Below are 12102 nucleotides of genomic sequence, written 5' to 3' on the forward strand. Positions count from 1 at the left end.
TGCGACGAGATGGCTGAGAACAAGGACCAGGGGAGTGCGGGCGGTCCGGACACGCCGGAGGCGCCGAAGGCGCTGCTGGTGGAGCGTACGGACTTCGAGGCCAAGTCCCACCAGGAGCTGTGGGGCATGGTCCAGGGGATGAAGGGCGACTCCGCGGACGGCCTGGCCAAGAAGCTGGCCAAGGCGTCCACGGCGATCACGAAGATCGGCGACGACCTCAAGCTGCACATGAGCCGCGTGGTCTGGCAGGGCGAGGGCGCGAAGGCGTTCACGGACTGGGGCCACGACGCGGCCATGGCCACCCTTGAACTCGGCAAGTACAGCCAGGACGCCTCCGGTTGGCTCGCCTCGGTCTCCCACGCCATCACCCAGGCGAAGTCGGCGGTCCCGGCGTACGACCCGGCCCTCAAGCAGCAGGCCACCGACACCCACAACGAGTTCATCGCGGCCCACCACGACCCCGACAGCCAGCAGGAGGCGCGCGACGCGTCGACCAAGCTGGCCGGGCTCAACCAGAAGATGGAGGGCCAGCGGCAGGACGCGATCCGCGAGCTGAAGCGGCTCTCGGATGTGTATGTGCAGTCGGGTGAGCAGGTCGCCGCGCTCCGCCCGCCGGTGTTTCCGCCGCCGCCGGCGGCGTTTGTGCCGGAGGACGACGGCCGCCAGGGGATGCAGCACGTTCAGGGCGCCCAGACATCCTCTGCCCGAGGAAGCCGGACTTCTGCTGCGCAGACCGGCGGTCACTTCTCGGCTCCCTCGGCGACGACGAGTAACACTAGGACGGCGCCACACACCGTGGCCCCGATCGGGTTGCCGACTCCAACTCATGTGTCTGAGCGGCCTGTTGGTACGAACATCGACGGCGTTAATACACTGCCGCCCCCCACTCATGTCGCTCCCGCCGGGCCTGTTGTCACGCCCACCCCGTCGCCTGTCGGCAAGCCGGACGTCGGACCGATGCCGCCCATCGGGATCCCGCCCACATTCACCGGAAGCGGGAAGAACGGGCTGCCGCAGCCCGGCGTGCTGGGCGGACGGCAGGCGACGGGTGGTCTCCGCGGACCCTCTCTCCCGGGGCGGAGCACCGTGGGCGGTCTGCCTCCGAGCGCGCTGCCGCGCGAGACCGGCATCGTCGGGGGCCGCCCCGTACCGCCCGGCCAGGGTCGGCCGACGAGCGGCATCCCCCGCAGCACCGTCATCGGCGAAGAGGGCCGGCAAGGCATTCCGGGGACGCAGGGCAGCGCTCAGGGCCGTCCGCCGATGGCCCACGGTCCGGGTGGCCACATGGGCGGCGGTGGCGGAAGTCGGGCCGGTTTCTCCGGCGGACGTCGGCTGGCGGGTGAGCCCGGCGGCATCGTCGGTGGTCGCCCCACCGAGCCCGGCGCCCGGAGCGGTCGCCCGTTCACGGAGGGCGGCTCGGGTCTCGTACGCAATGGCGCTGCCGAAGGCGAACCGCGAGCCGGTCGGTCCGCAGGCCGGGGGATGATTCCGCCCGGCATGCACGGCGCCGCCGGGCGTCGGGACGAGCGCGAAGGCGAGCGGCCGGACTACCTCACCGAGGACGAGGAGACCTGGCAGCAGAGCGACCGCCGTATTGTGCCGCCTGTAATCGACTGACCTCCGCGAAGGAAGCGCATGCCTACCAGCAGCCATCGAGCAATGAGGCACGGCCGTGCCGTGTCCGTCGTCCTTGGGGCACTGCTGGTGGGCGTTGCCGCCACGCCCGCGTATGCGGACACGGTCCGCGAACGGCAGTGGCATCTGGACGCCATGCAGGCGGAAGAGATGTGGAAGACCAGCACGGGCAAGGGGGTCACCGTCGCAGTCATCGACACCGGCGTCGATGACACTTTGCCCGACCTCCAAGGCCAGGTGCTGCCCGGGTTCGACCTCTCCGCGCAGCAGGGCGACGCTCATACCGACTACAAGGGGCACGGAACCGCCATGGCCTCCTTGATTGCCGGGACCGGCAAGAGGTCGGACGGGAACGGTGCCTATGGTTTGGCACCCGGCGTGAAGATTCTCCCGATTCGCGTGCCACCGTCGGATGAAGGGTCGAAGCTGAGGGACGTCTCCAAGTTCGTCCAGAAGCTGAGCGAAGCGATTCGCTCAGCGGCAGACCATGGCGCCAAGGTCATCAATATTTCGATGGGCGCAGAGGAAGGGTCGGACGAGCTCACCAACGCGGTGAAATATGCCTCGGCCAAGGGGTCCTTGGTCTTCGCCGCTGCTGGCAACAGCGGGGACAAGGGCAATCGCATTGAATACCCGGGAGCAACGCCTGGCGTAGTGGGCGTGTCGGCCGTCGACAAGAAGATCGAGGCGACCAAGGAGTCAGAACACGGCCCGCAGGTCGATCTCGCGGCTCCGGGCGAAGAGATGGTCAGCGCGTGTACGGGTGGTACGGAGATCTGCTCCGGGCATGGCACAAGCGGGGCCACCGCCCTGGCCTCCGCCTCCGCCGCCCTGATCTGGTCCAAATACCCCCAGTGGACCAACAACCAGGTCCTCCGCGTCATGCTCAACACCGCAGGCGGCCCCAAGAACGGGGACAAGCGCAGCGACTACATCGGGTACGGGGTCGTCCGCCCCCGTATCGCGCTGAAGACCCCCGGCGACCCCGGCCCGGCGAACGAGTGGCCGCTGCCCGACCTCGCGGCGGCCAACTCGCCCTCGCCGCAGGCGTCCACCTCTCCGTCCGCCTCCCCCTCGGGCAAGCCCGCGCCCGCCACGGCCGCGTCGGACTCCGGGTCGGGCGGCGGAAGCAACACCGGCCTCTGGGTCGGCGTGGGCGCGGCGGGGATCGTGGTCGCGGCGGTGGCCGTACTGCTCGTACGGTCGCGACGCCGTACGGCATAAGCAGCCGGGGACGTCACGGCCACGGGCAACAGCCGTCGGCGACCGGTCAACCCGCCACCCCCGTCCCAGCCATTCAGGTGGGACGAAACGGCCATGAACCCCCATAGCCGGACCGTGTGCTGGCGCGAACCCCTGCCCCTCCCTACCGTATGGAAACGGTAAAGACCTGTCCTGGAGGTCGGCGAGCGGGGGACCCGTATGTCGTTCGAGGAAGAGTGGCGTCAGGCGCACGCCAATGCGGCTGCGAACGCCGCAACGCGTCTGGACAGCGCCGGTGACCGGCAGCGCGACGGCCGCGCCGCCGACCTGAGCGTGCGGCGCGACGACCTGGGCGTGGTCGGCGGGGACGCGTACAAGCTCCACGACAGCCTCAAGCGCGACGGCCACCACGCCCACGAGTCCACCCACACCGCGGCCACCGCCCTCACCACCCGTAACTTCGCGTGCGGCGCGGAGCTGGCGAAAGTCCGCGACAAATGGGACGGCCAGCTCAGGACGCTCCGCGACGCGTGCGCGCAGATCTCCAACCACCTCGACTACTCGATGGCCGCGCACGCCAAGGACGACGAGCACATCGGCGGCGAACTGCTCGCGGTGTCGCGGATCAACGCGTACTTGAAGTAACGCGTACTTGAAGTAGCGGGAGCGCAAAAGGCCTTCAGGAACTCGGGAATTCACGTACGCACATGCTCACTTACGAAGACGTCACCCACGCCCCCGTCGACCAGCTCAAGACCGCCATCGACGACTGGTCCGACATGGCCACCCGGCTCAAGACCCTCGCCGAGGAGGCCCGTAAGGGCATGAAGGCGCATGCCGACAAGGCGGACTGGGCTGGAGTGAACGCGGGTGTCAGTCGGCAGTTCATCGGCAAGACGGCCAAGGAGTTCGAGGACGCGGCGGCGCAGGCCAAGGGGATTCATGCCGTACTGGCCGACGGATACGAGGCGTTCAAGCGGGCCAGGGACCAGTTACGGACCATCGTCGACGGGTCGGAGAAGGCGGGCATCGTCGTCGACGCCCGTGGACACGTCACCACCCGCTACTCAGTCTCCGGCGAGTACGCCGCCCAGCACGCTGAGCCGGGCGTCTCCATCGATGTGAGGCGGCAGGACAACGACGCCGTCGCGCAATGGCAGCGCCGTATCAAGGCGATCGTGGAGGAGTGCGGCGAGGCGGACGAGTCGTTACGGCGGGCGCTGGCGGCGAACGGCGGGGGAGAGTACGATTTCGCCGCGCCGAAGTTCAGCGGGCTGGAGGACGAGAAGGCGGCTCGGGCCGTCGAACTGGCCCGGAAAGCCACGGGAGTCGGGGGCGTGACGCGCAACGCCGAGGCCCTTCGTCAGCTCCAGGAGCTCGTGCACGGCAACGCGAAGGATCCGGAGTTCGCCACGGCGTTCTACCGTCGGCTGGGCGCGGACGGAACGCTTGAGCTCTACACGAAGATGTCGCTGGACGCGACGGGCCTCGGCGCGGCTGGGCGGGACCGGGTCGCGATGGTGCACGGCCTTCAGGACGACATGGGCGAGATGCTCGGCGTCGCCACGGACCCCAGGACGCGCGATCACCTGTCCGGCACATGGACCCTCGACATGATGCGGGCCGGGCGCAAACGGTTGGACATCCCGGGGGTCACGAGCATCGGCGCGAAGGTGTACGGGTACCAGGCGCTGGGTGCGTTGTTGCGCCACGGCCGGTACGACAAGGAATTCCTGGTCCCGATCGGGCGCGACATGGTCGGGATGGAGCACGAGGACCCGGGGATCTGGGAAGGGAACGTGCCCGCGGCCCAGGCGAAGGCCTTCAACCTGGACAAGGACGGCGGCCGGGGCTTCGACCCGATGACCGGCCTGATGCAGGCCATGAGCCACAACCCGCAGGCGTCCGCGGCCTTCTTCAACGAGCCCGTACGCGAGGACAGCAACGGGGACGGGATCGTCACCACCGACGACCAGCCGGTCTCCGGTGACCAGGGCCGTCCCCAGGGGATGGTCGACTACGCCCTCGACCGCAAGCCCACGGCGGACTGGTTCGACACGTCCCCCACCGACGGCCCCCTCCCGACCCCGCTCCAGACCGCCACCGGCAACGCCCTGGAGGCGGCGGTCACGGGCCGGGCGCCGGGGGACACCCATGCGAGCCCGGTGGAGCACACCGAGGCGATGGCGAAAGTGATGGAACGGGTGGTCGCGAAGGTCGGCAGCGACCCCGGACTCCTGGACGACACCGAGGACGGCCTCCCCGGCCAACTGGCGGGCATGGCGGGGAACTTCGGGAACATGGCGGCGGAGTACATGCCGGACCTCCAGGCGGCGGCGGAGGACGGGGCGCATCAGGCCAAGGTGGTGGGGGTGCAGGCGCATTTCGAGAAGGGTGTGATGGCGCACTTCCTCGGTGCGGTGGCGCAGGATCCGGACGCGTACGGATCGATCACCAACGCGCAGCAGGCGTACACCACGTTGCTCGTGCGTGACGTGTTCGCGCACCCGGAGAATCACGGGGCCAATGTGGGGGCGGCCGTGATCAACGCGGTTCATCCGGGTGGCCAGATCGCCGGAATGATGGCTCAGGCACGGGTCGAGGCGATCTTCGACAAGCACTCGGCGGACGACGCCGAGTTCAATGAAGCGCTTCAGAACAAGGCCGACTGGGTCAACAGGGTTGTGGATTCAGTCGGCGGCAAGTACATCGAATTGCTTCCGGTCGGCGGGGATGCCGTGGAGTGGCTGAAGGAAGACATTACGAACTCCGTAGTGGACAGTGCCAAGGAGGACTCTTCGGCGGAAGCCGCCCAGGAGGCCGCCGATGCGTATTCCAGGGCTGAGTCGGACGCGAAGAAGTCCGCGGCGGCCGCAGTGGGCGATGCCGGTAAGAGTGCTGGACTTCATGCGCTGGATGTTCGGGAGTACCAGGGACTGGCGTCTTCCCAGACTGGTGATGCCTTCGCGGACGGTCGCGATCATGCGGCGAATGGCAGCAAGCGGAGCACGAAGTGATCAGGCGTACGAGCCGAATCCCGGCCGTCTCGATAGCCGGCTTGCTCCTGCTCAGTGGCTGCTCGGGCAAGGAGGGGAAGTCCGTACCGAGTCTTCCGGAGAACATCTGCTGGGGAGCATTCGACAGCAGCTCTGTCGCTCCCCTGCTGCCGACCGGCAGGCAGGCGCAAGTGGTGATGTCCGAGGAACCGGGCTTCGATATCTTCAAGTACCGTTACCAAGCGAACGCCTCGTGCGATGTCAAGGTCGACGGGAAATCGGGTTTCTACGCGTTTGCCAGACGGCAGATCAGAGGGAAGGGTGCCGACTGGAATTACGGGGGGTTCTCCACCATCCGTATTCCGATCGGCGATGAGGGATTCATCTGGAAGTCGACCGCCGCCTCCGTCTTCCGGTGTGAGCGCCCCGACCTGCCAACCGGCTGGGATGCCGCTGTCGGCAGGCTGGAAAGGAACGTCGTATTGCGGCTGGTCGCGGCGACGGCGCCCGACAACGGGCAGACCCGAGCCGCCCTCACGGCCCTCATGCGGCGATACGTCGACTTCGCCAAACGCGAGCTGAAATGCGCGAACGGGGCGTGACCCGTTCATGGAGGCCGTGACCGGAATCGAACCGGCGTTACTCGCTTTGCAGGTTTGTCCTGGGCGATCAGGGCATGATGCGAACCCGTTCATTGTCGTTCAATCTCATACGGCCGTCCCCTTCATAAGGGCAGAGTGAACAGCCTTGGACGGCCGCGTACGGCCATGAACGAGACGGGAACTGAGACGGGCGCGGCTCACTAGAGCCGAGCGCTTGCCTAGTCCGCCGCCCAGGTACATGCTGACGAGTAGGCGGAGCAACGAGCCTAGAGCCGGATAGTGCCCAGCGGTCGCGAGGGCGTGCGCTGCTCCGCCCATCTATGTACCGCAGGCTGAGAACTGGTGCGTCTCGCAACACTGCTCACGGTCGGGCAGGCAATCCCGGGCGGTGTCATGCGAACTTTTGTTCGTCTATGGGTGTGTGATGACGGGAACTGTTCCCTCAGTGGCCACTGTGTGGTACAAAAATCCCCTTCCGTCGCTGGGGGATGGTGTGAGCCATGACTGCTAACGCTTCAACTCTCCGCTTCAATTGTTTCCTCTTGCGGGAGGGGATCGAATCGTACGAGGAGGCTTTTCGGCCGCAATACCGGCCGGGAAAGTCGAACGGTATGAGGAAGCTCGCTGATGCGCCTTTGGCCCCTGAAGGGTGCGTGGCCTACCTTAGAGATATGTCGGAGAAGCAGCCGGCGTGGGCCAAGCTTCTCGCCCCTGTTTTCCAAGAGCTTGAGGCAGTTCTAAACTACTCAAATCGATTGGTCATTTTTCTCCCGGTGGCCGACCGAGTGTTTGCTATCTGTTTTGGTTACGGAAGTTCCACGCTCGAATGGGCATGGGTCGAAGCGAATTTTGGCCTGAAGTTCGCGGCTCGCCGATTCGATAGTCAGGCGATGAATGGGGTTGGCAGTCGCAGAATTGATGCTTCTTCCCGTTCGCAATGGGTGCAGATACCGGCTAACACGCGAATCAGTGAATTTGAGATTGAGCTAGACGGCGAGTTCACGAAGAAACTTGTTGGAAGGCTTGATGCGGGCTTGGATTTCCCTGACTTGGGAGCCGTGGTAGCAACAGACTCGGTATCATTTAAAGTTGACACGGACTTGAATAAGGTTCGCGAAATATTGAGTAAAATGCTGGCAACCGCAGAAAGCGGTACAGCTCATAAGGATCTAGCCTTCATTGACTCGCTTGAACCGCTGCGGGTCAAGAGTGAGATCGTGAAGGATCTAGAGAAGCTCTTGGTGGATGAAGTTTTTGGTGAGCGCGCCCGGAAGTCGCAAGGGCAGCCACTGGCGCAGCTTGCCGTTAGTAGGCTGGATGTGCACGTACTATCGTTCGCCCCGCCGGACGATGTTTCTGTAGAGAACGTGCACGATTTCCTCGCCTATAGGGGCGGTCTAGAGGAAATCTTCGAGGTGATGAGCCTCGACGCGCTACGGTCCGCTCTGTTCTCATTCCCCGGCAAGTTTGGGGTTTCCTGCCTGGGCGATATTAAAATACTGGCTCGCGACGAGAATGGGGAGGCGGTGAGCCCGGCTAAGCCGCTGAAGCATTGGCTGGTATTTGAGGCGGGAGATCAGGACAGGCGATATCTTCTGACGCTGGGTAAATGGTATGCGCTGGCGGAGAGATACACGGAAAAGCTTGACCATGATCTGTCGCTCCTTGAGGACGTGACAGACGCTCTGCAGCTGATACCTTGGGATGACTGGGGTCCGCAAAAAAATTGGGAGAAGCACTACAATCGCAAAGCGGTAGAAGGTCGCAGGGATCTGATCTGCCTCGACAGGGAAAAGCTGTATAGCGAAGACGGTGACGAGATCGAGGCGTGTGACTTGCTGCACGTCGATGGGTATTTTGTGCATGTTAAGCCTTACTCGGGGAGTCAGACTCTGAGCCACCTATTCTCGCAGGGGTTCGTGTCGGCGCAGACCATAATTGTCGACAGTAAGTATCGCAGTGATTTCATTGAGGTGGTAAGGTCCGCTAATCCTGACCTCGTTGAGGCTGCGTCTCAAATGCCTCCCAAGTTCGTCACGTATGCGGTTGCCTTCGACGGGAGTCAGCGAATACCGCAGGATCTGCCAACTTTCAGTAAAGTGAATCTGCGGAGCTTCAGTAAGCGCGTGAAGATGCTCGGTTCGGTTCCGACAATCGCCCGCATACAGATGACTTTCAAGCGAGAAAAGAAGAAGTAGAGTCACGGCCACTGGGGCGACTGTCTCTGGACACGCCCCCGGGCCCTGGTGCTGCACTCGTTGAGTAGTCGGTGTTACGCCTCCATCCCGCGTGCGGCGTGGCCGTGCGACCCTTGGCAGCGAGCCATGGAGCGACGCGAGAGGAGTCGAGGTGCCGGAGGCCAGTCCGCGAGGAACCTACCTGGTGATTGCGGAGACGCTGCGACACGAGATTCAGGCCGAGGAGGGTGGGGACACCTTGCCGTCGGAAGCCGACCTGATGGGCTCGCACGGCGTCTCCCGGAACACGATCCGCCGCGCGCTCAAGGTTCTCGAAGCTGATGGGGTTGTCGAGTCCGCCCCCGGTATCGGATGGCGCGTGGTTCGGGGAGGTGACCGGCGGTCGCTCGCGGAGCGCATGGCGGACGTGATCAAAGAGGACTCACTCTCGGTGGGAGACACGTACCCGTCCGAAGCGAAGCTGTGTGAGCGGTTCGGAGCATCCCGGACCGCTGTGCGCCGTGTTCTTGCCCAGATGGAGGGAAACGGCTTGCTCGCGACCGTGCACGGCAAGGGGCGGACCGTGCTTGCCCTCCAGGTTTCCGCCGTCCGGCCGTAGCCTTGGCCGTCATGGGACTCACTGAGTGGGCGTACACGCTCTCCGAATCGCTGCTTTCTGATCCGCTTCCGCGCCGGTGGGCGCACTCACTCGGGGTCGCCAAGCGTGCTCGTTCCCTGAGCCCGATCCTGGGTGACGACGCGGAGGTGTTGGAAGCGGCGGCCGTGCTGCATGACATCGGCTACTCGCCAGCCATCGCGATCACGGGCTTCCACCCCTTGGACGGCGCGCGGTTCCTCAGAGAACAGGAAGATGCGGACGAACGGCTTGTTCGTCTCGTGGCGCATCACTCGTGCGCCTTGCTGGAGGCGGAGGAACGTGGACTTCGTCAGGAACTTGAGGGCGAGTTCGAGCTAGAGCGTCCCGACCTGGTCGACGCCTTGCTCTACTGCGACATGACGACGACGCCGGACGGGACGCAGACGACGCCGGCTGAGCGGCTCGATGAGATCGTGCAGCGATATGGCCCGGACACGATCGTCGGACGGTTCATCCAGCGCGCGGCCCCCGAGATCCATGCAGCGTCGAAGCGCGTCGGGGATCGGATGGCGGAAGCCTCCGTTGGCGGTCAGCCGATGTAGGGTTCCGGCCGCGCGTCATCAAGGCCGTGCCTGATGCGCAGCATCATCGAAGGGTGGATGTCGAGTCCGTCAAGGTCCGCCGGATCAATCCAGCGGACCTCTTTCGACTCGCTACTTGTGCGTAGCGAACCGCCGACTGGGTGTGTTCGGAAGCAGATGGAGAACTGTTGCCGGACCTCGCCGTCGTCGTACGCCAACACGTGCTCGGGGTCGGTGTAGAGCCCGACGATGTTGTCTACCTCAACATCGATACCGGTCTCTTCCCGTACCTCGCGAACGACCGTGTCCGCGATGCGCTCGCCGATGTCGTGCCCACCACCAGGCAGGGCCCAAAGGTCGTTGTCGGTCTTGTGGATGAGTAACAGCCGCCCCGCATCGTCCCGGACAACGGCTGTCACCGACGGGACAACCGAGTTGGCCAAAGGGGCGTGCGGGTCACGGAAGTAGTCAATCCGGCTCATCAGTGTGTGCCTTCCCAACCAGTAGGTGACGAGACCGGACGGGCCGCCTGCCAGACCTTCTCAACGCTCTCAGCGTAGGCGTCGAAGAGTTCACCGCCGGGGACGCGCCGCAGGTGGAGCACGGGCGCCATGTAGGCGCCGACCCCGTAGAGGTGGCCATTCGTCAGCATCTCGTCATCGGCCCGGTAGATCGAGTTGTAGAGCGTGGTGCCGTGCAAGCGGAACTCGACGCCTGGGAGTCCGAAGAGCGGGGCGTAGTTGATGAGGGCGTTGCGAATCTTGCCTGCCATCGCGGCACCGATCCCTTCGTCCTCGCCCCTCACGGCCACGGCCGGCGAGTCGGGTTCCCCCAGCATGAAGCGGATGGGTACTCCGTCGGCGGCCTTCTCCTTCACGATGCGGTGAAACGTCGCGTCCTCGGTGAGCCAGAATCCCGAGTACACCAGTAGGTCAAACTGCCGGGTGGCTTTGGAGTACAGGTTCGTCCAAAGGGTCTGCATCACTACGGACCGGTGCGGATACAGCCTGATCAACTCGGCGTTGCCGGTGGCGGTCACTTCGGCCGACGTTCGTTCGTCCGGCCAGAGGTACGACACTTCGCACTTCAGGAGTGACGCGGTCGCGTACTGGAATCGTCGATAGGGCTTCCGCTCCGGGTCGTTGATCCAGCGCTCTACCGTCTTGGCCGAGACCCCGAGACGTTCGCCTACCTCATCAAGGGTCAGGCCCAAGTCGACGATCGCGCCGCGTAATCGCTCGTTCGCCACGTCCAACCTCCGCATGTGCGGGACGACTTGGTACGACTTCACGCTAGCCAAGAACGACCTGAGTCGTACAGGTGCGAAGTCGAACGTCGCCGTCGGCGCCGCCACTCTGTAGGTACATCGAGCGCGAGGGGCGCGCGAACTCCAAACAGCCGAAGGGCTTGACGGGGCGAACCTCTCTCTGCAAGATGAGGAACACGTAATACATGTTCCTCTCGATCGAGCCGCTTCGGCGGACCGACCGAGCGCACGGCAAGGGGCCCGGGACAGAGCGGGCCGAGGTTTCCCGGCGCCTTGTCAGCCGGAGGGTTCGAGACCGAAAGGTCACGTCTCCATACACCTTCGCCGGGTTGGCGGCTCAGCCGTCGGCCCGTAAGGAGACCTGTGCACCACCTCTGATCTTCCGCAGCTCAGCACTGCGGCCGGTTGCCTCCTCCGCCTGTCCGGGCGCCCTGCGGGGTGGCCGTACGGGCGGGGTTGAGGGGAGCCGGACCATCCGATCCGAGACCCCGTGGGGGAAGTCATGATCGCAACGCTGATCGCTGTTCTTGGCACGCTCGCCGGCGCCGTTGTCGCCGGGATGATGCAGCACTTGAGCACGGCGCGCACGGAGCGGGCCGCGAAGGATGAGCGGCGCCGCCAGGCGCTGGCCGAGGGGATTCCCGCGCTGCTGGCGGCCGTGGTCGGCCACCGTGAACAGCAGTATCTGAAGATCGAGGCGCGCCGGGACGGGCTGGCCGACACGGTGGAGGCCCGCCGGGCTCGCTACGCGGCCCGCTCGGCCGTCACCTCTGCCATGGACGCGCTGTACATGACCACCTCTGACCGCAGCCTGCTGGCGGTCGCTCAGGAAGCGGTGGACGCGGCGATGGCCATCGGTGATGTCCCGGCCGAGGAGTTGGCGGTGGCGGGGCTGCGGGCGCGTAAGGCACACACGGCGCTGCGTGAGGCGGGCGCCGCCGCGCTCTACGCCTGAGCTGTCCGCCCGCTGTGCTCCGCACTCGGTCACCTACGGCGACGCGTCGTCGATCCCCGCCCCGAGGCTCCGCGCCCTGAACGCGCGC

At 65.3% G+C, this 12102-nt stretch carries 11 protein-coding genes; 9 read left to right on the forward strand and 2 right to left on the reverse strand.

Going from position 1 to position 12102, the window contains the following annotated elements; genetic code table 11:
- Positions 1–9: 9 nt before the first annotated feature.
- The 8 genes from ACGFRG_RS31185 to ACGFRG_RS31220 all read left to right on the forward strand — a co-directional run bounded on the left by ACGFRG_RS31185 (position 10) and on the right by ACGFRG_RS31220 (position 9813).
- On the forward strand, positions 10–1617 hold the full coding sequence (locus ACGFRG_RS31185; protein ID WP_393269305.1) for a hypothetical protein: 1608 nt from the start codon (positions 10–12) through the stop codon (positions 1615–1617).
- Between the two features lie 60 nt (positions 1618–1677).
- Complete coding sequence (gene mycP / locus ACGFRG_RS31190) at positions 1678–2859, forward strand: type VII secretion-associated serine protease mycosin (protein WP_393269306.1); 1182 nt, start codon at positions 1678–1680, stop codon at positions 2857–2859.
- A gap of 198 nt (positions 2860–3057) precedes the next feature.
- The gene (locus tag ACGFRG_RS31195) at positions 3058–3483 is read left to right on the forward strand and encodes a hypothetical protein (protein ID WP_393269309.1); all 426 of its coding nucleotides are present in this window, start codon (positions 3058–3060) and stop codon (positions 3481–3483) included.
- Positions 3484–3545: 62 nt separating this feature from the next.
- A complete protein-coding gene (locus ACGFRG_RS31200; protein ID WP_393269312.1) occupies positions 3546–5855 on the forward strand; it encodes a DUF6571 family protein in 2310 nt (769 codons plus the stop codon).
- A gap of 41 nt (positions 5856–5896) precedes the next feature.
- Positions 5897–6436: a hypothetical protein gene (locus ACGFRG_RS31205; protein WP_393269315.1), complete on the forward strand. Its 540-nt coding sequence runs from the start codon at positions 5897–5899 to the stop codon at positions 6434–6436.
- Positions 6437–6936: 500 nt separating this feature from the next.
- Positions 6937–8634, forward strand: a complete 1698-nt coding sequence (locus ACGFRG_RS31210) for a DUF6119 family protein (RefSeq protein ID WP_393269318.1) — start codon at positions 6937–6939, stop codon at positions 8632–8634.
- A 151-nt stretch (positions 8635–8785) separates the two neighbouring features.
- Positions 8786–9232, forward strand: a complete 447-nt coding sequence (locus ACGFRG_RS31215; RefSeq protein ID WP_393269321.1) for a GntR family transcriptional regulator — start codon at positions 8786–8788, stop codon at positions 9230–9232.
- Between the two features lie 11 nt (positions 9233–9243).
- Positions 9244–9813 carry an HD domain-containing protein gene (locus ACGFRG_RS31220; protein ID WP_393269324.1) on the forward strand — a complete coding sequence of 190 codons (570 nt, stop codon included), beginning with the start codon at positions 9244–9246 and terminating at the stop codon, positions 9811–9813.
- On the opposite strand, the gene ACGFRG_RS31225 is transcribed toward ACGFRG_RS31220, so the two are convergent.
- Together ACGFRG_RS31225 and ACGFRG_RS31230 are read right to left on the reverse strand one after the other, a co-directional pair.
- The gene (locus ACGFRG_RS31225) at positions 9801–10274 is read right to left on the reverse strand and encodes an NUDIX domain-containing protein (RefSeq protein WP_393269327.1); all 474 of its coding nucleotides are present in this window, start codon (positions 10272–10274) and stop codon (positions 9801–9803) included. The two genes, ACGFRG_RS31220 and ACGFRG_RS31225, sit on opposite strands and share 13 nt — an antisense overlap.
- The gene (locus ACGFRG_RS31230; RefSeq protein ID WP_393269330.1) at positions 10274–11041 is read right to left on the reverse strand and encodes a helix-turn-helix domain-containing protein; all 768 of its coding nucleotides are present in this window, start codon (positions 11039–11041) and stop codon (positions 10274–10276) included. The genes ACGFRG_RS31225 and ACGFRG_RS31230 overlap by 1 nt, the downstream gene beginning before the upstream one ends.
- Positions 11042–11561: 520 nt before the next feature.
- Here ACGFRG_RS31230 and ACGFRG_RS31235 point away from each other — a divergent pair.
- Positions 11562–12014 carry a hypothetical protein gene (locus ACGFRG_RS31235; RefSeq protein ID WP_393269333.1) on the forward strand — a complete coding sequence of 151 codons (453 nt, stop codon included), beginning with the start codon at positions 11562–11564 and terminating at the stop codon, positions 12012–12014.
- The last annotated feature ends 88 nt before the right edge of the window (positions 12015–12102 follow it).

This window comes from Streptomyces sp. NPDC048696 (assembly GCF_043198895.1).
Lineage (GTDB): Bacteria > Actinomycetota > Actinomycetes > Streptomycetales > Streptomycetaceae > Streptomyces.

Excerpts from the sequence above, each read along its gene's own strand:
- ACGFRG_RS31195 (WP_393269309.1), top strand. The coding sequence starts at position 3,058 with ATGTCGTTCGAGGAAGAGTGGCGTCAGGCGCACGCCAATGCGGCTGCG.
- ACGFRG_RS31225 (WP_393269327.1), bottom strand. The coding sequence starts at position 10,274 with ATGAGCCGGATTGACTACTTCCGTGACCCGCACGCCCCTTTGGCCAAC.
- ACGFRG_RS31210 (WP_393269318.1), top strand. The coding sequence starts at position 6,937 with ATGACTGCTAACGCTTCAACTCTCCGCTTCAATTGTTTCCTCTTGCGG.
- ACGFRG_RS31235 (WP_393269333.1), top strand. The coding sequence starts at position 11,562 with ATGATCGCAACGCTGATCGCTGTTCTTGGCACGCTCGCCGGCGCCGTT.
- ACGFRG_RS31200 (WP_393269312.1), top strand. The coding sequence starts at position 3,546 with ATGCTCACTTACGAAGACGTCACCCACGCCCCCGTCGACCAGCTCAAG.
- ACGFRG_RS31220 (WP_393269324.1), top strand. The coding sequence starts at position 9,244 with ATGGGACTCACTGAGTGGGCGTACACGCTCTCCGAATCGCTGCTTTCT.
- ACGFRG_RS31185 (WP_393269305.1), top strand. The coding sequence starts at position 10 with ATGGCTGAGAACAAGGACCAGGGGAGTGCGGGCGGTCCGGACACGCCG.